The organism is Cohnella xylanilytica, from assembly GCF_014212175.1.
GTDB lineage: Bacteria > Bacillota > Bacilli > Paenibacillales > Paenibacillaceae > Cohnella > Cohnella xylanilytica.
On sequence record NZ_JACJVR010000092.1, the window covers coordinates 1 to 20,978 of the forward strand.

A 20,978-nucleotide genomic window follows, 5' to 3' on the forward strand; every position below is an offset into this window, starting at 1 on the left:
TCCCATTAGCTCAGGCAGTCCCGCCTCATTCTTTGTCCCATGTGCCGCTATCCCGTCCCCTCAGGCCGATCGGGGGATACTTTTCTTAGCGCTACCGTTTCGGTTCCTGAGCTAGCGGGAGAGTGGCGATAAGTCGGAAAAAGAAGCGAAGGTCGATGAGGTAGGCCGTGAGCGACTCGATTCGAAAAACGGTATGAAGGAGATAATTGCACTTACTCCTGAACGAATGGGATAGCGGTATAGAGCGACGACTCCGGGCTGCGACGTTTCGAGACTGAGAGAAAGGGATAATCGCATGCATCAGACCGATCGGGGGATATCTTCTTGAGCGTCGACCGCCTCGGCACCTGAGCTAGCGGGAGAGTGACGAAAAGTCGGAAGAAGAAGCAAATGTCGATGAGATGGGCCGTGAGCGGCTCGATTCGAATCGGAAGGAAGGGGATAATGGCATACGGGGAGCAAAATAGAGCCACTTCTCTGGGCACTGACTGGCTCTGCTCCTGAGCTAAGGGGAGAGTGGCAATAAGACGGAGATAAGCGAAATAAGGCGGTATTGGCGGTATTGGCGGTATTGGCGGTATTGGCGGCATTTGCGGCATTTGCGGTAATAGCAGCTAAAGCGCAAAAAGAGCCTTGTTCCCCCTGAAGGGAACACAAGGCTCTTGGTTGGCGAGTTTCGTATAAATACGCCGCTGCGAAACCGATTCGATTAACGGTCGTTGCGGGGACGGTTGCGCAGGAACGCCGGAATGTCCAATTGGTCGCCGGACAGGTTGTTGTTGCTGCCGAAAGGGCGAAGGTTGCCGCCGCCGGAAGCGGGGCGTGATTCGTGCGTCTCGGGCGCGGAAGGCTGAGCGTGCGACGAATGCGACGAATGCGGCGAGTGCTGCGACGGGGAGACGCGGTTGCCGGCGAGGCGGCTCTGAGGCCGGTGCTCGAAGCCGGTCGCGATCACCGTAACCTTGATCTCGTCCTTCATGCTGTCGTCGATGCTCGCGCCGAAGATCATGTTCACTTCCGGATCGGAAGCGGAGATGACGATCTCGGCCGCTTCGTTGACTTCGAACAGCGAGAGGTTGGAGCCTCCGGTAATGTTCATGATAATGCCGCGGGCGCCTTCAATGGAGGTCTCGAGCAGCGGGCTCATGATCGCCTTCTTGGCGGCTTCCATGGCGCGGTTCTCGCCGGCCGCGACGCCGATGCCCATCAAGGCCGAGCCGCGCTCGGTCATGATCGTCTTCACGTCGGCGAAGTCCAGGTTGATCAGTCCAGGGACCGCGATCAGGTCCGAGATGCCTTGCACCGCTTGCTTGAGCACGTTGTCCGCTTCGCGGAACGCTTCCATCATCGGCGTCTTCTTGTCGACGATCTCGAGCAGCCGGTCGTTCGGAATGACGATCAGCGTGTCTACCTTTTCTTTGAGCGCTTCAATGCCTTGCTCCGCCTGCGTCGAACGCTTGCGGCCTTCGAAGGTGAACGGCCGGGTCACGACGCCGACCGTCAAGGCGCCCGCTTCCTTGGCGAGCTCGGCGATAACCGGAGCGGCGCCCGTACCGGTGCCGCCGCCCATACCGGCCGTGACGAACACCATGTCGGCGCCGCGAAGAGAATTCATGATGCCCTCGCGGGACTCTTCGGCCGCCTTCTTCCCGACTTCCGGATTCGCGCCGGCGCCGAGACCGCGGGTCAGCTTGTCGCCGATCTGCAGCTTCTGTTCCGACTTCGTTAAGTGAAGCGCCTGGGCGTCCGTGTTGACGGTGATGAACTCGACGCCCTTCACGCCGTTCTCGATCATTCGGTTTACCGCGTTGCTTCCGCCGCCACCGACTCCAATCACTTTAATTTTCGCGAGCGGCTCCATCTCGAAATCAAATTCCAACATAATTCTATTTTCCTCCTCGCATCGCTAAGTGAATCTCTCATCAGCGGCGGCTCAAATGAATTCTTTAAACATATTCTTGATCCATTCGAAAACTCCGGGCTTCGGGGCGGCCGTTCCGGCCTGCTTGCTCTTGGACGGACGCTGCTTGGCCGTCGCCGCGCCGCGGGTTCGAACGTACTTCGTGACGTATTGAATCATGCCGACGCCGCTGCTAAACGACGGATCGCGGACGCCGATAAAATCGGGCACCGCGATGCGCACGCTCGATTCCAATTCGCTCTGGGCGAGGGGAAGGACACTGGGCATGGATACCGATCCGCCCGTCAGGACGTAGCCGTTGACCTTGTCCAAATAGCCGAGTCGCTTGACTTCCTGACGGATCATCTGGAAGATCTCCTGCATGCGCGGCTCGATGATGGCCGCCAGATCGTATTGAGAGAATTCCTTCTCGACGTTGCTGCCGACTCTCATGACCTTGAACCTCTGGTCGTCGGCCGCGTCGTCGGTGCGCGCGCAGCCGTACTTCAGCTTGATCTTCTCCGCGTGCTCGGTCTGAGTCTTGAGCCCGTAGCAGATATCGCTCGTGACGTAATCCCCGCCGATCGGAAGCGTCGAGACGGCGGCCAGGCTGCCGCCTTCGAAGATGGCGAGCGTCGTCGCGCCCGCCCCGATGTCGGCGAGCACCGTGCCCATCTGCTTCTCGTCCTTCGTCAGCGCCATCATGCCCGACGCCAAGGACATAAGCACGATGCCGGATATTCTCAGCCCCGCCTTCTCCACGCATCTCATCAAGTTATGTACGGCGGCCTTGGTCCCCGTAATGATCGTGCATTCGACTTCGAGCCGGACGCCGATCATCCCGCGCGGATCCTGAATGCCGGTCAGGCCGTCCACGAGGAATTGCTTCGGCAACAGCCCGATGATCTCCCGCTCAGGAGGAAGCGCGACGACCTTGGCCGCCTGCAGCACGCGTTCGATGTCCTCTTCCCCGATCTCCCTGTCTTCGTTGGATACGGCCACTACGCCGTGGTTGCTCTGCAACGCGATATGATTACCCGCTATTCCTACGTATACTTCGCCGATCGTGATTCCAACCATGCGCTCGGCATGGTCGACGGCGTTTCGGATCGATTGAACGGTCTGGTCAATATCGACAATGGCGCCTTTGCGGATGCCCTCGGAATCCGCTGAACCGACGCCAATGATGTTAATGGCCCCGTTGCTGATTTCCCCGATGATCACCCGGACTTTCGATGTGCCGATGTCCAGGCTGACGATGAGGTCGTTGCTACTCAACCGGTGGCACCTCCAATTGGTTCGTTGAAAATAGCTGCGAAATGGGATGCTTCCTCTACATATTCAACGTCTGCGAGGTTTTCCCTCTTTTTTCAACAAAAATTTTCATAATTCTTATCCGTATTCGTGAAATCCCCCCGAGGGGATATTCGAGCAGCCGATAAAAGAAATTCTAGCATTGTTTCGAGGCGTTTGGTAGAGTCCTTTTCCTTATGTTTATTGGCTTCCAGAGGTTTCCGGACCGCCGTGCTGCGCGCTTTGTGCCGAATAAGGCTGATAGGTGTTCGCTTCCAGCAGAACGACCGTTCCGGGCTCCCGGTTCTCTACGATCTCGCTGATCAGAACCATGTTGTCGGGCAGCCGTCCGATCGTCGTCGTGATCTCGAACCGGGAGCGGGTATACAGCTTGATCCGGTCCGGATAAGCCTTCGAGGGGTCGGGCGAGATCTGGGACAGGTCGCCGAGAAGAGACGCTTGCATGCCCCCAAGGGCGGCGCAGAGGGCGGCGCGATTCGGATCGTCCGCCTTCCAGCCCGTGAGCACCGGCATGTCCGGCAGGGTAGTCCCGTCTGCCAGAGGCACGGAATATCCGTTCGCCAGAACGACGGAGGCTTGTCCCGCGGCGCCGAGCTCGATGGCGACTTCCGGATACTCCGTCACGCGGACCGTCAGCTTCCCCGGGAACACCTTGCTCACCTGGACGGATTGAACCGGCTTCAGCGCCTTCACCCGCTTCTCCAGCGTTCCGGAGCTTCCCGCGAAGAAGGAGTCTCCCTTCTCGACGCCGAGCGCCTTCTCGACTTCGGACGCCGACGCGTGCTTCGCTCCCGTCACTTCGATCTCGGTAATCCGGGACAGCGACGATCGGAAAAACAAGACGACCGCCGCGATGACGAATATCGCGATAACGATCCAGAGCAGCTTGCCTCCGCGCTTCCGCTTCTCTTCGGGTTCCCGCTTGAGAGCGGGTATTCTCTCGGCCATGCCGTCTCCTCCTTCCTCTCGCCCGTCCCGCCGAAGGCTTGTCCGCTTCGGCGCATAAAAGAACCCCACCAAAGGATCGTTCCGCTTCAGCGGGGGTGATAGGATCAACGCAAGCCTGCCGCGACTCTCTCGAACGGCTGGCGGACGATGTCTCCGCCGAGGCTTCCGAACATATTCTCGATGCGGTCGTAGCCGCGGTCGATATGATGCACGTGCTCGACCACCGTGCGGCCTTGCGCGGCCAGTCCGGCGATCACGAGGGCGGCTCCCGCCCGCAGGTCGGTCGCTTCGACCGTCGTCCCGTACAGCTGCGGAACGCCGCGGATAAACGCCGTGTTCAAGTCCAGTCGTATGTCGGCCCCCATGCGGGACAGCTCGTCGACGTGCTTGAAGCGCCCTTCGAACACGGTCTCCTTCACGATGCTGACGCCGTCGGCCAGCGCCAGAAGGATCATGAGCTGGGCTTGCAGATCGGTCGGAAAAGCGGGATACGGACTCGTCACGACCCGATCGACCGCCTTCGGCCGCTGCGAAGCGCCGACTCTCATTATAGCATTCTCGACTTCGATGTGAACACCCGCGCGGCGCAGCACGTGAATAAGAGACGTCAAATGGCCGGGCTGCGATCCTTCCAGAGTCACGTCCCCCCGTGTCGCCGCGGCGGCCACCATCACCGTCCCCGTCACGATGCGGTCGGGAATGATCTCGAACTCGCAGCCCCGCAAGGTCCGCACGCCTTCGATCGTGATGGTGTCCGTGCCGGCCCCCTTGACTTGCGCCCCCATCGCGTTCAGGAATCTCTGCAAGTCTTGAATCTCCGGCTCGCGGGCCGCTCCCACGATCGTCGTGCGGCCCTTGGCCAGAACGGCGGCCAACATGATGTTCTCGGTCGCGCCGACGCTGGGAAAGTCGAGGATGATCTCGGCGCCGACGAGCTTCTTCGCCTTGCAGACGATCCGGCTTCCGGTCTCGCGGACTTCCGCCCCGAGCGCCTGAAGCCCGCGCAGATGCAGATCGATCTTCCTCTCCCCGATCGCGCAGCCTCCCGGCTGATACACTTCGACCTCTCCGTAGCGGGCCAGCAAGGGCCCCATCAGGAAGACGGAAGAGCGCATCTGGCGCATCAGGCTCTCCGGCACGTGGGAAGAAGTCGCCGCGGAGCTGTCGACCGCGACCCGGTCGTCCTCGTGCTCCGTCTTGCAGCCCAAATCTCTTAATATTCGCAGCATCACGTCGATATCCAACAATCGGGGAACGTTGCGAATCGTCACCGTTCCTTCCGCCAGCATGCTGGCGGCCAGAATCGGCAGAGCGGCATTCTTGGCTCCGTGGATGCGTATGGTGCCCGAAAGCGGCTTCCCGCCTTCAATCACCAATTTGTCCAAGGGATTCACCTCCGGATTACCGCTCACCCATCAGGAGAACCTCCGGCACCAGTCGAATTCCGAATCGGTCTTCCACGGTGCTCTGAACCCGGCGTATGAGGGTGAGAACGTCCTCGGCCTTGGCACCGCCGTGGTTGACGATAAAGTTGGCGTGAAGCAGGGAGACTTCGGCTTCTCCTTCGCGGAGCCCCTTCAGCCCGGCGGCTTCGATGAGCCGCGCGGCATGGTCGTTCGGCGGGTTGCGGAACACGCTCCCCGCACAAGCCGCCTGCAGCGGCTGCGTCCGCAGCCGGCGGTCCTTGAAGGAAGCCATCGCGGCGGCGATCTCCTTGCGGTCGCCATCCTCCAAGAGGAACGTCGCCTCCGAGACGAAGCCCCGGCGCTCCTGCAGAATCGAATGGCGATAGCCGAAAGCCATGTCCTCCTTGCCGTACGTGCCTTCCGTTCCGTCCTCCCAGACGATGTCGACCGACTGTAAGATGCGTGACACGTCCGAGCCATGCGCGCCGGCGTTCATGTACACGGCTCCGCCCACCGTTCCGGGAATCCCTCCCGCGAATTCCAGACCGGTGAGCCCTTCCTTGCCGGCCATGACCGACAGCTTGATGAAGGAATAGGAAGCGCCCGCCGTCGCGGCGCGGCCGTCGAACCGGACGAAGTCGAAGCCCCGTCCGGGCTTGATGACGGCGCCGCGCACGCCTTTGTCGGAGACGAGCGTGTTGGAGCCCCTTCCGAGGGCGGTCCAAGGAACGCCGTGCCGATGCAGAATGCGGAGCGCGGCGGCCAGTTGCTCTCGGGTGTCGGGAACGACGAAGAGGTCCGCGGGTCCGCCGATCTTCCAGGTCGTGTGCCCCGCGAGAGATTCGTTCAAGCTCACGCGGCCGATCCCGGCTTCTTCCAGTTCCGCGATCAACTGCTGCATAATGGTTCCCCCTAGCCCTAAGGTAATCTGGGCTCGCCGCTGGATGCTCCCGCCCGCGCTAGCTCGACAATCACGATCACGCTGTATCCTATGTCGAAGGCGAGGGCAAGGTGACAATCGCCCAGCGGCCAAGCCGTACATTCTATTCTCTATCTTCTCCGCTTCGAAGCCCGAATGGCCTGAAGCATCTGTTCGTAGATCGTCTCCGCCGCTTCCGGCATGCCGAGACCCCGCGAAGCGGCGGCCATTCTCTCCCGGCGGGCCGGATCCCGCATGATCGAAGAGACGCTGGCGAGCAGCGACTCCCCGTTCAGATCCTTCTCCAGGATCATGACGGCCGCTCCGGCGGAAGCTAGGCTCTCCGCGTTCGGCTGCTGATGATTGTTCGTCACGTTGGGCGAAGGAATGAGGACGGACGGCACGCCGAGCGACGTGATCTCGGCGAGCGAGGAGGCGCCGGCCCGGCTGACGATCAAGGACGCGGCCGCCAGCACCTCCGGCATGTTGTGCACGTAGGAGAGCGCGCGGACGCGCTTCGACAGCTCGGCGGGCAGCCCGGCCAGCCTCGTCTGCGCTTCCTCGTAATACCGCTCTCCCGTCACGAAGACCAAATGGACTTCGCCCAAACCGGCGAAGCCCGGAAGCATCTCCATGATCGCTTCGTTCACGGCCTTCGCTCCCCGGCTTCCCCCGACGGCGAGCACGAACGGCGTGCCCGGCGCGAGGCCCAGCGAGGCGAAGCCCTTCTTCTTGTCCGCCTTCGCCACCATGGAAGCGACCGGGTTGCCGGCGTGCTTCGCGTTGCCGACGCGGGCGAAGTGCGGCAGCGAGTCCGCGAAGCTGACGGCCACCGCGCTCGCGTACCGGCTCAAGAACTTGTTGGTCAAGCCGGGAACGACGTTCTGCTCATGGATGAGCGTCGGGATGCCCAGCCGCGAGGCCGCGAAGACGACGGGCCCGCACACGTAGCCGCCGGTGCCGACGACGATGTCCGGCTTGTAGCGGCGCAGCAGCTCCTTCGAGCGGCGGAAGGCCTGCAGGAACCGGACGACCGTGCGCACGTTCTGCATCGACATAGAGCGGCGGAAGCCGGAGATCTCGACGCTCTCGAACGGAATGCCTTGCGAGGGGACGATGCGGCTCTCCAGCCCCTTGGAGGTGCCGATGTACAGCAGCTCCGTGCCGGGCTGCTTCTCCGCGGCCTCTCGACCGATCGCGAGCGCGGGGTAGATGTGGCCTCCGGTACCTCCTCCGGTTAATACTAGACGCATGGCGGTCACCTCGAGTAACGGGATAAATTAAGCAAAATGCCGAGCGCCGTCAACAGCAGCGTAAGCGACGAGCCTCCGTAGCTGACGAGCGGCAGGGTGATCCCCGTGACCGGCAGCAGGCCGATGACGACGCCGACGTTCATGAGCACCTGCGTGGCGATGATGCCGACGATGCCGGCGGCGAGGAAGCTGCCGAACGGATCGGAGATCGTGATGGCGGTCCGCAGCCCCCGCCAGATCAGAAGCAGGAACAGCAGCAGCAGCAGCGTCCCGCCGATGAAGCCCAATTCCTCCGCCAGAATGGAGAAAATAAAGTCTGTCTGAGGCTCGGGCAAATAGTTGTATTTCTGCCGGCTCATGCCGAGGCCGAGGCCGACGAGCCCTCCCGGTCCGATCGCGTACAGCGATTGGATCGACTGGTACCCGGCGCCGAGCGGATCCTTCCACGGATCGAGGAACGCGGTAATCCGCAGAAGGCGGTACGGCGCGGCGGCGATCAGGCCGGCGAGGCCGGCCACCCCGAGCAGGGCGAGGCCGCCCAGGTGCCTGACCTTGGCGCCCGCGACGTAGATGACGAGCAGCGAGGCGCCGATCATGACCGCTCCCGTGCCGAGGTCCGGCTGGAGCATGATCAGCCCGAACGCCGCGCCGAGAATGGCGAGCGGCGGAAGCAAGCCTCGCGCGAACGAATCGAGGCGGTTCTGGCGCTCCGACAAGAGCCTGGCGAGGAACAGAATCATCGCCAGCTTCATAAATTCGGACGGCTGGATGCCGAAGCTTCCGATGCCGAGCCAGCTTCTCGCGCCCCCGCGCACGACCCCGATGCCGGGGACGAGCACGACGAGCAGCAGCGCGAAGCAGACGATCAACCCCGCGAACGCCCATTTGCGCAAGCGGGCGTAGTCGACGTTCATCGTCGCGAACATGGCGCAGACTCCGATGGCGGCGAACAGCAGCTGGCGCTTGACATAGTAGAACTTGTCGCCGTAATCGTGGAACGCGGCGACGGCGCTGGCGCTGTACACCATGACGACGCCGATGGCCAGAATGCCGAGCGTGGCGACGATCATCCAAATGTCGGGGGCGTTGCGGGATTTGACCATGGTACCGGACACCTCACGTGGGCGAAGAAGTGGGGACGAGCCCCCTTCTTACAACGTATGCGCCGATTCCTTAAAAATGCGGCCGCGAACCTCGTACGAGGGAAACATGTCCCAGCTCGCGCAGGCGGGCGACAGAAGAACCGCGTCGCCCGGCCGCGCCAGCGCGGCGGCTTCCTTGACGGCTTCGCGCAGCGTATCGGCGGCATCACCCACAGGTTCGACGATTCTGACGTCCGTTAAACCGGCGGCCTCCGCCACCTTGCGAATCTTCTCCCTCGTCTCGCCGAGGGCGACGATGCCCTTCAGGCGATCGCGGAACACCGGCAGCAGCTCCATGTAGTCGGAGCCGCGGTCGAGCCCTCCCGCGATCAGAATAAGCGGCGACGGCAGCGACGCGACCGACATCGCGGTCGCGGTCGGGTTCGTCGCCTTCGAATCGTTGTAATAGCGGACGCCGCGGAATTCCCCGACGTATTCGAGCCGGTGCTCGACGCCGCGGAAATTCATCAGCGGCTCCCGCAGCGAGTCCGGCTCCGCGCCGGCCGCCAGCGCGATCGCGATCGCGGCGAGCGCGTTCGCCGCGTTGTGCCGGCCGGGGATGCCCAGCTTCGCGACGGGAACGACGCGCGTCTCCGAGCCGTCGCCCGGCCGGCAGACGATCCACCGCTCCGGCTCGCCGCCTTCCGTCCCGGGAGCGCCTTCTCCCGGCCGCGACGCCGGGAACGGCGGAAGGACGAACACACCCGCCTCCAGCTCCCGAGTCAGGGAGAACGGAAGCTTGCGCGCCGGGGACGAGCGGACGAGCTCCGCGCAGACGGGATCGTCCGCGTTGTAGACGGCCGTGTCGGATTCCGTCTGATTGTCGAACAGCTTCGCCTTCGAGCCGACGTAATCCTCCATCGTTCCGTGATAATCGAGATGCGTCTCGGCGATGTTGAGCAGGCAGGCGACGCGAGGGTGGAAGCCGCTCGTCCCCTTCAGCTGGAAGCTGCTGAGCTCGGCGACGAGCCAGTTCGCCTCCGTCGCTTCTTGCGCCGCGTCGCAGAGCGGGCGCCCGATGTTGCCGGCGACGATAGGGTTAAGGCCCGCCGCTTCCAGCAGCGCGCCCGTCCACGTCGTCGTCGTCGTCTTGCCGTTCGAGCCGGTGATGCCGACGATCGGGGCCTTCGAAATCATCCCCGCCACTTCCACTTCCGTCGCCGTCTCGACGCCGAGCTCGGCCGCTCTCCGCACGGGATCGGCCGTATAGGGGATTCCCGGGTTTTTGACGAGCAGCGCCGTGTCTTCCGTCACCAGGTCGTCCGGGTGGCCGCCGCATACGACGGCAATGCCCAGAGCCTCGAGTTCCTCGGCTTCGGGGCATTGCTCGCGCGGCTTCCGGTCGTTCGCGGCGACGATCGCGCCGGCTTCATGGAACAGCTTGGCGGCGGCGACGCCGCTGCGGGCAAGGCCGAGGACGACGACGCGCCGTCCCCGGTAAGATTCGAGTGAATTCATGTCGTTATAGCCCCTTGTATAGAATGAATCCGAGCGCGGCAAGCACGAGCCCGGCCGTCCAGAACACCGTGACGACGCGCCATTCCGACCATCCGGACAGCTCGAAGTGATGGTGGATCGGACTCATTTTGAACACCCGCTTGCCCCTCGTCTTGAACGACGCCACCTGGATGATGACCGACAGCATCTCGATGACGAATACGCCGCCGATCAGGATGAGCAGCAGCTCGGTCTTCGTCAGGATCGCCACCGCCGCCAGTCCGCCTCCGATCCCGAGCGAGCCCGTGTCGCCCATGAACACCTTGGCCGGATGCGCGTTGTAGACGAGGAAGCCGAGCACCGCCCCGATCATCGCGGCCGAGAAGATGGCCGATTGCGATTGGGTCGCTTCGAGGGCAATCAGCATGTACGCTCCGAACGCCAGGGCGCTTGTCCCGGACAGAAGGCCGTCCAGGCCGTCCGTGAAGTTGACGGCGTTGCTGGAGGCGAAGAAGATGATGACGACCAATAGATAATAGCCGTAGCCCAGGTCGAGCGTTCCGTCGATGCCGGGGAATCCGATCGCGGTGCTATGCCCCATCTTGTGCAGGATGAAGCAGAAGATAATCGAGAACAGCAGTTGGCCGAACAGCTTCTGCTTCGCCGTCAGGCCGAGCGAGCGCTTCATGACGATCTTGATGTAATCGTCCAGGAAGCCGACGAGACCGAAGCCGAGGGAAGCGACGAGCAGAGCCCAGAACGGCCAGCCCCGGTCGGAAAATTTGAGAAACGCCAGCGTCAGCGCCAGCAGGATGATAACGCCGCCCATCGTGGGGGTACCGGTCTTCTTCTGGTGCGATTGGGGGCCTTCGTCCCGCACGGTCTGGCCGAACTTCATCCGCCGCAGCACGGGAATGCACAGCGGGCCGAGCAGGGCCGCCAGCACGAACGAGACGCCTAGCGTCCATAACGTCGATGTGTAGTCCATACCCTCACTCCACGTCTCCTCTCTGCAGCGCGACGACGACTTCCTCCAGCTTCATTCCCCGCGAGCCCTTGACGAGAACGAGATCGTTCGGGCCGAGCCGCCCGAGCAGCTCGGCGGCGAGCTCCCGCTTGTCGGCGAAGTGCCTCACGCCCCCCGGAGGGAAGGCTGCCTCCGCCGCCTCCGCGAGATGGCGGGACAACGGGCCGTACGCGAGCAAGGCGTCGGCCTTGTCCGGCGTTACGAAGCGGCCGATGGCCGCATGGAATTCCGCTTCGTCGGGACCGAGCTCCAGCATGTCGCCGAGCACCAGCATCTTGCGCCCCCCTTCGGGGAGCGTCAGGCCGGCGACGAGGTCGATCGCGGCGCGGACCGACGTCGGGCTCGCGTTGTAGGCGTCGTTCAGCACGACCGCCCCGTTCGCCGCGGCCGACCGCTCGATCCGCATGCCGGTCAGCTTCGCGGCCCGGAGCCCTTCGGCGATTCTAGCGGAGGTCAGTCCGAACAGCCGGCCGACCGCCACCGCCGCCAGCGCGTTCAGCGCGTTGTGGCGGCCGGGCACGGGAAGCTCGTACTCCGTCTGCGGATCGTCGGCGGCCCGGAACCGGCTGCCTTCCACCGCGACTTCGACGCCGGCGAGGCGCAGGTCGCAGCCTTCGCCGGTTCCGAAGGCGATCGTCTTCGTCCCTGCGGGCAGCCCGGCTCCCGGCAGCTCCTCCGCCAGAAGCGGCTCGTCTCCGTTGTAGACGAGCGTCCCTCCGCTCCGCAGCCCTTCTACGATCTCCAGCTTGGCGCGGGCGATCTCCCGGCGCGAGCCGAGCTGCAGCAGATGGGATTCGCCTATGTTCGTGATGACCGCCGCCTCCGGCTTCGCCAGCCGGGTCAGCAGCGAGATCTCGCCGCGGCCGCTCATTCCCATCTCCAGCACGAGGACCTGCGTGTCCGCGGGAGCCCTCAGTATCGTCAGCGGCAGGCCGATCTCGTTATTGAAGTTGCCCTCGGTCTTGGCCACCTTGTAGCCGGTCGACAGCACCGAGGCAATCAGGTCTTTCGTCGTCGTCTTGCCGTTGCTGCCGGTGACGCCGACCACTCTCGCTTCCAGCGTCGAGAGATAGCCCTCCGCCAGCTTCTGCAGCGCGGTCAGCGTATCTTCTACGATCAGAAGAGGCAGCTTCGTCTCCGGCCGCGGGCGGTCCGCCCGCCACAGGGCGGCGGCGGCTCCCGCCGCCTCCGCCGCGGCCAGGTGGTCGTGGCCGTCGAATCTCTCGCCGACGAGCGGCACGAACAATTGGCCGGGCGCGATCGTCCTCGTATCGGTCGACACGCCCGCAAGGCGCCGGTCTCCGGCATCGTTCTCGTTCGGAAAGCTTAAAGAGCCGCTCCAGGCGGCCGCTTCTCGCAAAGTAGCTTGAATCACTTCGTTCTGCTCCTTATCGCGGCTCTCGCCGCGAGGCGATCGTCGAAGGAATACGTGACGCCGCCTATGATTTGATAGGTTTCATGGCCTTTCCCCGCAATCAATACTACATCGCCGGGGCTTGCCATTTCAACCGCTTTGTGAATCGCGCGGGACCGGTCGGGCTCCAGCTCGTAGGCGCCCGGAGCGCCGTCCGCTTCCCGGATTCCCGCCTCGATGTCGGCGAGAATGGCGAGCGGATCCTCCGTGCGGGGATTGTCGCTCGTGACGATCACGCGATCCGCCCACCGGCGGGCGATCCGCCCCATGACCGGACGCTTCGTCCGGTCGCGGTCCCCGCCGCAGCCGAAGACGCAGATGACGCGCCCGGCGGCGATCTCCTTCACCGTACGGAGCACGTTGTCCAGTCCGTCCGGCGTATGCGCGTAGTCGACGATGACGGCGAACGGCTGCCCTTCGTCGACGGCCTCCACCCGCCCCGGCACGCCGGGCGTGTTCTCCAGGCTCGCCAGCGCCCGCTCGAGCTCGATGCCTTCGCATAGAGCGGCGGCGAGCGCGGCCAGCGCGTTGTAGACGTTGAACTTGCCGACGAGGCGCAGGTTCGCCCTGCGGCCGCCGCGGAACGTCTCAAGGGTGAAGGATGTTCCGGAAGGACCGATGGCGACGTCCGTCGCCCTCACGTGCGCGTCGTTCTCGACGCCGTAGGTGACGACCTCGGCGCTCGTCAGGCGGGCGAACTTCTTCGAGACTTCGTCGTCCGCGTTCAGCACCGCGTAAGTCCGGTTCGCGGTATCGTCCTCGTACGCGTTGCCGAGACGGGAGAAGAAGAGCCCCTTCGCTTCGGCGTACGCTTCCATCGTGCCGTGATAGTCGAGGTGGTCCTGCGTCAGATTGGTGAAGATCGCGGTGCGGAACCGGGTCCCCTTCACCCGGCCCTGCTCCAGCGCGTGGGAGCTGACCTCCATGACGCAACGCTCCGTCCCCGCGTCGGCCATCGCCCGGAAGATCCGCTGCAGCTCGAGCGCGTCCGGCGTCGTGCCGGACATCGGGAAGCTCATGCCCGCGTACCTCGACTCGATCGTGCCGATGACGCCCGTCCGCACGCCCGCGTCCGACAGGATGCGCTCGATCAGGTACGTGATCGTCGTCTTGCCGTTCGTGCCGGTGACGCCGATCGGGCGCAGCAGGCGAGAAGGCCGCCCGTACCAGGCGTCGGCCAGCATCGCGAGCGCCTGGCGGACGCTCGGCACGACGACCTGGGGAAGCGGGATCGGCAGCTCGCGCGAGACGACGAGGGCCGCCGCCCCTCGCGCCGCCGCCTCGGAGGCGTAATCGTGGCCGTCCGCCGAATGGCCCGGCAGGCAGAAGAACAGCTGGCCCTCGCCGACGTGCCGGGAATCCGCCGCCAGTCCTCCGATCTCGACGTCTTCCTCGCCGATCGTCCGATAGACAAGCAGATGACGGGTAAGCTCTCGCAACAACATGCTAGATCGTCCTCCCAGAAGTCAGTCCGATGAACCCTGGTCACTAGTCTATCGCTGCCGAGACCCGCTTAAACCTGGCGGCCGGCCGGGAGCCCGTATTCTATCGCTGCTAACCGCCCGAGCCGTCCATCGGCGAGACTCTCCGGGCGGAACCGTATCCTCATTATCATCCAACGACCCGGCCCTTACAAGGGCGCTGACAGGCATTTTCTGAAAATGAGCGATTTTTCACGAGCCCGCCCGTCCTCACTCCTTGTCTCCGAGATAGATTCGGATGACCGACCCCTTCTTCACCCTCGCCCCGGCGGCCGGCGCCTGGCGCAGCACCGTCGTTCCCTTGCCGGAAGCCGACAGCTGGAAGTTCATGTTCATGTCCTCGAACAGATCGGTGACCGTCTTGCCGACGACGTTCGGAACCGTCACCGTCGGCGTCTCGCCGGGCTTGAGCTCCTTGCCGATCTGCTCCTTCCTCGGCTCGACCCCGAGATGCGGCAGGGCGTCGGCCATGATGTTGCGGACGATCGGCGCGGAGACGACGCCGCCGAACTGGACGCCTTGCGGATTGTCGACGGCGACGTACACGATCAGCTTCGGGTCGTCCGCGGGAGCGAAGCCGATGAACGAGACGATATGCTCGCTCGCGGAATAGCGGCCGTTCACGACCTTCTGCGCGGTCCCCGTCTTGCCCCCGACCCGGTAGCCGTCCAGGAACGCGTTGCCCCCCGTTCCCTGCGCCACGACGCTCTCGAGCGCCTCGCGCACCTGCTTCGACGTCTCCGGGCTGATGACCTGGCGTACGAGCTCGGGCTGCGTCTCCTCCAGCACCATGCCGGTCTCCGGCTGGATCCACTGCTTGGCGACGTGCGGCTTGAACAGCTTGCCGCCGTTGATCGCCGCCGCCACCGCCGTAATCTGCTGGATCGGCGTGACCGACACCCCTTGGCCGAACGACGTCGTCGCCAGTTCGACCGGGCCGACCTGCTTCGGCTTGAACAGGATGCCGCTCGCCTCGCCGGCGAGGTCGATGCCCGTCTTCTTGCCGAAGCCGAAGTTCTTGATGTACTCGAACAGCTTATCCTTGCCGAGCCGCTGGCCGAGGGCGACGAACCCGGGGTTGCACGAGTTCTCGACGACCTCGAGGAACGACTGGCTGCCGTGGCCGCCGCGCTTCCAGCAGCGCAGCCTCGCTCCCGCGACCTCGGTGTAGCCGGGGTCGTAGAAAAATTCGTTTTTGAGATCGACCTTCTTCTCTTCGAGAGCCGCCGACAGCGTGATGATCTTGAACGTCGAACCCGGCTCGTACGTCATCCAGACCGGCAGGTTCCGGTTGTACACCTCCGGGGCCGCCTGCTGGTAGTCGGCCGGCTCGAACGTCGGGCGGCTCGCCATCGCCAGAATCTCGCCCGTGTTCGGATCCATCGCGATGGCGATCGCGCTGTTCGGCTGGTATTGCAGCATCGCGTGGTCGAGCTCCCGTTCCACGATCGATTGGATCGGCTGGTCGATCGTCAGCTTCAGCGTCAGCCCGTCCCTCGGCGGGCTGTACTTCTCCGACGAATTCGGCATCTTGCGCCCCGCCGCGTCGACGAGGGACGAGACGTTGCCGTTAATGCCCGTCAGCCTGTCGTTGTACTTCAATTCGACGCCGTTCAGTCCCTGGTCGTAGCCCGTGAACCCGAGAATGTTGGCGGCCAGGCTCTCGTAAGGGTAAAACCGCTTGCTGTCTTCCGCGACGTAGATGCCCGGAAGATTCAAGGCGCGAATCTTCTGCGCCAGCTCGCTCGTCATTCTTCTGCCGCCGGGCTGCAGCCTGACGTCCTTCGCGCTCTTGGAGAGCTGCGCGTACAGCTTCTCCTCGGTCATGCCGAGCAGCGGAGCGAGCGTGGCCGCCGTCCCCTTCTTGTCCTTCACCTGAACCGGAACGGCATACAGCGTAGGCGCGCTGATGTCGTAGGCCAGCTTGACCCCGTTGCGGTCCACGATGTCGCCGCGCTTGGCCGCGAACTCGATCTGGCGCCGCCACGAATCCTCCGCCCGCTCGGACAGCTTGCCGCCGATCCACAGCTGCACGTAGCCCAGCCGAACGACAAGCGCGCCGAACGCGATCATGACGCCGACGAGCACGAGGAACAGGCGGCGGCGGACCGTCACTTGCGAGATTTTCACCCGTAGCCCTCCTTCCCGGACAAACCGAAACAAGCTATTGCCGCTTAGTTCCAAGCTATTCCGGGAAGGCCTTCATTAGAACAAGCCCGGCCTCCGCGGGGAGGCCGGGCTGTCACGTTCGCGGCGGCGCGGGGAGAGCGGGACGACGGGCCGCGGAGAGAAGCCGGCCGCTTAGCCGCCGCCGTCCCCTTCGGCTTCCGGACCGGAGCCCGCGGAATCCGATTCCCCGTCTCCCGTCGACCCGCCATCCGCGGCCGCGCCGTCTTCTTCGCCGGAGGCGTCCGTTCCGTCGCCCGCCGATTCCTCGGCTCTCGCGACGGCCTCCGCCTCTTGGCCGGGCGGCGCCAGCTGGAGCGTCACGACGAGCTTGCCGTTCGCCTTGGCGGACGACTGCGCCGCGACATAGCCTTCCCCTTGGGGCACGCAGGAAGCTTCCAGCAGCTTGCACATCTCCAGCGCGTCGCGGAGCGACATCCCCTTCAGGTTCGGCACGCTGCCGACGTCGTCCTCGGTGACGAGATAGATCGTCTGCGACGTCGGCATGACGCTGCCCGCCTTCGGCAGCTGCCGCAGCACCTTCGCGCCCTTGCCGAGCGTCTCCGAGGCGAAGGAGCGGCCCGCGAGCTCGGTCTTCGCGCGCGCCGTCGTCATGCCGCTGACGTCCGGCACGGTCGCCGTCACCGGCGCCGGCGGCTCGCTCTCGCCGTCCTTGTCCTTCTTCTTGTCCTTCTCCTCGGCCGGCAGGTTCGGCTTCACGCCGAGATGGCGCAGCGACTGCTCCATAATCGTCTTGAAGATCGGCGCGACGACCGATCCGCCGCCGGCCAGCTTGTCGTCCGGCTGGTCCATGATAATGTAGAGCACGATCTTCGGGTCTTCGACCGGCGCGTAGCCGATGAAGGAGATGACGTATTTGTCTTCGGCGTACTTGCCGTTGACGACGACTTGGGCCGTCCCCGTCTTGCCCGCGATCCGGTAGCCCGGAATGTACGCGTTGCGCCCCGTGCCGATCTTCTGGTCGCTGACGACCTGCTCCAGGTATTCGCCGACCTGGCGCGACGTCTCCTCCGAGATGACCTGGCGGACGACCTTCGGCTCGACGACCGTCTTCTTGCCCGTCGTCGGGTCGGTCACCGACTTGATCAGATGCGGCTCCATCAGCTTGCCTCCGTTGGCGACCGCCCCGATGGCCGCGACCTGCTGGATCGGCGTCACGAGCACCTTGCCCTGTCCGAACGAGGCCGTCGCCACTTCGGAGGGATAGTTGAAGGAGATCGCTCCTGATACTTCTCCGCCCAGCTCGATGCCCGTCTTCACCCCGAAGCCGAAGTTATCGATATAGGAGCGAAGCTTCTCCCGTCCTAGTTCCATGCCCAATTTGACAAACCCGACGTTACTGGAGTGTTTGAGACCGTCCAAGAAGGAAATCTCTCCCCAGCCTACCCAGTTATGGTCATGTATCGTTGCCCCCGGCACGCGAATGCTGCCCGATTTATAGGTGGCGTTCGGGTTGAAGATCCCCTCCTGCACGGCGGCCGCCAGCGTCACGATCTTGAACGTCGATCCGGGCTCGTAGACGGACTGGATCGCGTTGTTTTTGAACGACGCCGTATTTCTCGTCAGCCAGTAGTTGTTCGGATCGAAGTCCGGAAGGCTGACCATGCCGAGAATATCTCCGGTCTTGGGATCCGCGGCGACGGCCGTCAGGCTGACGGGGTTGTATTTGGCGTAGGCCTCCCGCAGCGCCTGGTCCATATAATATTGAATTTCGCGGTCGATCGTCAGCGTGACGTCCTTGCCGTCCACCGGCTGCTTGGCTTCGACCTGCCCGTCCGGCAGCCGCGTGCTGATTCCGTCCTTCTCGTACGTGATCTCCCCGGGCTCGCCGCGGAGATCGGCGTCCAGCGCCTTCTCGAGGCCCATGATCGCCTTGCCTTCCTTGTCCTCGTAGCCGAGAATATGGGAAGCCAGCGAGCCGTTCGGATAATAGCGCTTTTGCTCTTCAATGAAGTAGATGCCGACGTCCTTCTGTTTGGTTTGCTCTCTTAGCTGCTCTCGGAACGCGATCAACCGGTCGGCGACGGCCTTGTCCATCTTCCAACCTTCCTGCCGGACTTCGCGCTGATCGTAGTAGGTGCCGTCCTTCTCCTTCTTCGCGTTGACGATCGTCCGCACCTCGGCTTCCGGCTTATCCAGCACGAGATGGATCTTCGACACGATCTGATCCAGCAGCCGCCACTCGGGATGGGCCTCCTCCAGCTCGTGAATCTTCTTCGGGCTGACGGCCAGCGTATAGGCCGGAGCGTCCAAGGCGAGCGGCTGCCCGTCGCGGTCGGTCAAGGTTCCCCGTTCCTGCATCAGCTTCTTCGTCGTGCTCCACGTGGCGCGAGCCTTATCCGCCCAGTAGGAGGCGTGAGCGACTTGAACCCAGTAGATGCGGCCGAACAAACCGACAAAAAGGAGGGTCAGCAACCCTCCCAGCAGCAGCGTGCGAATTCGAATTCTTCTCGTCATGATCGTTCACCCCGCGCTTGCTTAAGGCTTCGACGCCGTGGCCGTCCGGCCGCCGGAAGGGGACAGGGTAATGGGTTGTTCATTGAGAGGAACGAGTCCTAATTCCAAAGCTCTCTTCTCAATATTGGCCGGATCCTTCAGCTTAATGACTTCCCGCTGCAATTCCTTCGACTCCTCGACCGCCTGGTCGTACTGGTTGCTTATCGTCTGAATCTCGCGATTCAATTGATAGAGCGCCGCGTACCGATAGACGACGAGACACGCCACGGCGACGAGCACCATGACGGTCAGCAGGTAGAGCAGCTTCTCGCCGACCGGAATCGAGCGGCGGTGTTTGCGGGGAGCCTGATTCGGTTGACGTCTGGGAGCCGTGTCGGCTTTTTTGCGCTCTTCGCGCAGCGCCAGGTTGCCGTAATATTGCATCTATCATTTTCCCCCTTGCTATATCTCTTGTTAGGATTCGATCCGGCTCTTCGTCAGAGCCTCTCGGCGATTCTCAGCTTGGCGGAACGGGCGCGATTGTTGGCCTCCAGCTCCCGCTCCGACGGCAGGATCGGCTTGCGCGGCGTCAGCCGCAGCCGGCCGTCTCCCCCGCCGCAGACGCATACCGGAAAGTCCGGAGGGCAGCGGCATGTGGCCACTTCCTTCGCGAACGTCTCCTTGCAGATGCGGTCCTCCAGCGAGTGGAACGTGATGACCGCGATCCGGCCTCCCGGCTTGACGCAGTCGATCGCTTGGACGAGCGCCTCGCGGAACGCCCCCAGTTCGTCGTTCACCGCGATACGGATCGCCTGGAACGACCTCTTCGCCGGGTGGGGTCCCGTTCTCCGCGCCGCCGCGGGGATGCCGGCCTTGATCAGCTCGACGAGCTCGCCCGTCTTCTCGATCGGCGCCTTCTCCCGCGCCGTCACGATCTGTCTCGCGATCTTGCGAGCGAACTTCTCTTCGCCATAGTCGCGAAGAATGTCGGCGATCTCGGCCTCGTCCCATTCGTTGACGATCTCCTTGGCCGTCAGGCTCTGGCCGCGGTCCATCCGCATGTCCAGCTCGGAGTCGTGGTTGTAGCTGAAGCCGCGGTCCGCTTCGTCCAGCTGCGGACTCGATACTCCCAGGTCGAACAGCACGCCGTCCACCCAGGGAACCCCGTTCTCCTGCGGCACGCCGGCTTCGAGGAGCGCCGCGGTCAGGCGCCGGAAGTTGCTCTTCACCAACGTCACGGCCTCGCCGTACGGCTTCAGCCGCTCCCGCGCGTGCGCCAGGGCGACGTCGTCCTGGTCCAGGCCGATCAGTCGGCCTTGGCCCGGGGTCAGCCTGGAGGCGATCGCCTCGCTGTGACCCGCGCCGCCCAGCGTGCAGTCGACGTAGATGCCGTCCGGCCGGACGCGCAAGCCTTCGACCGCTTCTTCCTTCAGCACGGTAATGTGGTGGAACATCTCGTTAGCCCTCCCGGCAACCTCTCGGGGTCGTTCTCTTCTGTCTATGAAGTAGGAATGTGTAAACGAACTTAGAAATTGAAGTCGAAATCGACCAGCTTCTCGGCGATCTCGTTGAACGATTCCTGCGATTGCAGGTTGTACGCCTCCCAGGTGGCCTTGTCCCAGATCTCCACTCGGGTGGAGACGCCGATGACGATGCAATCCTTGTCCAGCTTCGCGTATTCGCGCAAGTGGCCGGGCACGTTTACCCTTCCCTGTTTGTCCCACTCGCATTCGGACGCCCCGGAGAAGAAAAAACGGGTGAACGCGCGGGCGTCGGATTTCATCATCGGCAGCTGCTTGAGCTTCTGCTCGAGCAGGTTCCATTCCTGGCGGGGATAGACGAACAAGCAGTTGTCCAAGCCGCGGGTAATAATGAAGTCGGTTCCGAGGGCTTCGCGGAATTTCGCCGGGATGATGATACGTCCCTTATCATCGATCGTGTGCTGAAATTCCCCCAAAAACATAAGCCCTCTTCACCTCCCCATCATCCACCACTTTCCCCCACTTTGAACCACTCTTGAACAATTATTCGCCCCATAAAATAAAAATCCTGCCTTGAAGGCAGGATTCTTCGAAAAAATATTTAAAGGGATTAAACTCAACTTTCGCAGCATG

The 20,978-nt window shown here is 63.4% G+C and carries 16 protein-coding genes; all 16 read right to left on the bottom strand.

The features are described 5' to 3' along the window. Positions 1-709 precede the first annotated feature (709 nt). The 16 genes from ftsZ to mraZ all read right to left on the bottom strand — a co-directional run bounded on the left by ftsZ (position 710) and on the right by mraZ (position 20,827). Entirely contained in the window at positions 710-1,882 is a 1,173-nt protein-coding gene (gene ftsZ, locus H7B90_RS23870; protein WP_185138403.1) for a cell division protein FtsZ, read from the bottom strand. Positions 1,883-1,933: 51 nt separating this feature from the next. Continuing rightward, on the bottom strand, positions 1,934-3,178 hold the full coding sequence (ftsA, locus tag H7B90_RS23875) for a cell division protein FtsA (RefSeq protein WP_185138404.1): 1,245 nt from the start codon (positions 3,176-3,178) through the stop codon (positions 1,934-1,936). A 216-nt stretch (positions 3,179-3,394) separates the two neighbouring features. Further along, entirely contained in the window at positions 3,395-4,162 is a 768-nt protein-coding gene (locus H7B90_RS23880) for a cell division protein FtsQ/DivIB (RefSeq protein ID WP_185138405.1), read from the bottom strand. Between the two features lie 104 nt (positions 4,163-4,266). Beyond that, on the bottom strand, positions 4,267-5,547 hold the full coding sequence (murA, locus tag H7B90_RS23885) for a UDP-N-acetylglucosamine 1-carboxyvinyltransferase (RefSeq protein WP_185138406.1): 1,281 nt from the start codon (positions 5,545-5,547) through the stop codon (positions 4,267-4,269). A 16-nt stretch (positions 5,548-5,563) separates the two neighbouring features. Then, on the bottom strand, positions 5,564-6,469 hold the full coding sequence (gene murB / locus H7B90_RS23890; protein WP_185138407.1) for a UDP-N-acetylmuramate dehydrogenase: 906 nt from the start codon (positions 6,467-6,469) through the stop codon (positions 5,564-5,566). A gap of 149 nt (positions 6,470-6,618) precedes the next feature. Then, the gene (gene murG, locus H7B90_RS23895) at positions 6,619-7,740 is read right to left on the bottom strand and encodes an undecaprenyldiphospho-muramoylpentapeptide beta-N-acetylglucosaminyltransferase (RefSeq protein ID WP_185138408.1); all 1,122 of its coding nucleotides are present in this window, start codon (positions 7,738-7,740) and stop codon (positions 6,619-6,621) included. Positions 7,741-7,745: 5 nt separating this feature from the next. Next, the gene (gene spoVE, locus H7B90_RS23900) at positions 7,746-8,843 is read right to left on the bottom strand and encodes a stage V sporulation protein E (protein WP_185138409.1); all 1,098 of its coding nucleotides are present in this window, start codon (positions 8,841-8,843) and stop codon (positions 7,746-7,748) included. A gap of 48 nt (positions 8,844-8,891) precedes the next feature. Then, complete coding sequence (gene murD / locus H7B90_RS23905; protein WP_185138410.1) at positions 8,892-10,340, bottom strand: UDP-N-acetylmuramoyl-L-alanine--D-glutamate ligase; 1,449 nt, start codon at positions 10,338-10,340, stop codon at positions 8,892-8,894. A gap of 4 nt (positions 10,341-10,344) precedes the next feature. Beyond that, complete coding sequence (gene mraY, locus H7B90_RS23910; protein ID WP_185138411.1) at positions 10,345-11,307, bottom strand: phospho-N-acetylmuramoyl-pentapeptide-transferase; 963 nt, start codon at positions 11,305-11,307, stop codon at positions 10,345-10,347. Positions 11,308-11,311: 4 nt separating this feature from the next. After that, positions 11,312-12,721 (bottom strand): UDP-N-acetylmuramoyl-tripeptide--D-alanyl-D-alanine ligase, encoded by a 1,410-nt coding sequence (locus H7B90_RS23915; RefSeq protein ID WP_185138412.1) that lies wholly within the window; start codon positions 12,719-12,721, stop codon positions 11,312-11,314. Then, positions 12,718-14,205 carry a UDP-N-acetylmuramoyl-L-alanyl-D-glutamate--2,6-diaminopimelate ligase gene (locus tag H7B90_RS23920; protein ID WP_185138413.1) on the bottom strand — a complete coding sequence of 496 codons (1,488 nt, stop codon included), beginning with the start codon at positions 14,203-14,205 and terminating at the stop codon, positions 12,718-12,720. Before H7B90_RS23920 ends, H7B90_RS23915 begins: the two co-directional genes overlap by 4 nt. 246 nt (positions 14,206-14,451) lie before the next feature. Further along, positions 14,452-16,371 carry a stage V sporulation protein D gene (locus H7B90_RS23925; protein WP_185138414.1) on the bottom strand — a complete coding sequence of 640 codons (1,920 nt, stop codon included), beginning with the start codon at positions 16,369-16,371 and terminating at the stop codon, positions 14,452-14,454. 171 nt (positions 16,372-16,542) lie between these two features. Next, positions 16,543-18,885, bottom strand: a complete 2,343-nt coding sequence (locus tag H7B90_RS23930) for a penicillin-binding transpeptidase domain-containing protein (protein WP_185138415.1) — start codon at positions 18,883-18,885, stop codon at positions 16,543-16,545. Between the two features lie 21 nt (positions 18,886-18,906). After that, positions 18,907-19,308, bottom strand: a complete 402-nt coding sequence (gene ftsL / locus H7B90_RS23935) for a cell division protein FtsL (RefSeq protein WP_185138416.1) — start codon at positions 19,306-19,308, stop codon at positions 18,907-18,909. Positions 19,309-19,361: 53 nt separating this feature from the next. Next, positions 19,362-20,318 (bottom strand): 16S rRNA (cytosine(1402)-N(4))-methyltransferase RsmH, encoded by a 957-nt coding sequence (gene rsmH / locus H7B90_RS23940; RefSeq protein WP_185138417.1) that lies wholly within the window; start codon positions 20,316-20,318, stop codon positions 19,362-19,364. A 71-nt stretch (positions 20,319-20,389) separates the two neighbouring features. Continuing rightward, positions 20,390-20,827 (bottom strand): division/cell wall cluster transcriptional repressor MraZ, encoded by a 438-nt coding sequence (gene mraZ, locus H7B90_RS23945; RefSeq protein WP_185138418.1) that lies wholly within the window; start codon positions 20,825-20,827, stop codon positions 20,390-20,392. Positions 20,828-20,978: the final 151 nt, after the last annotated feature.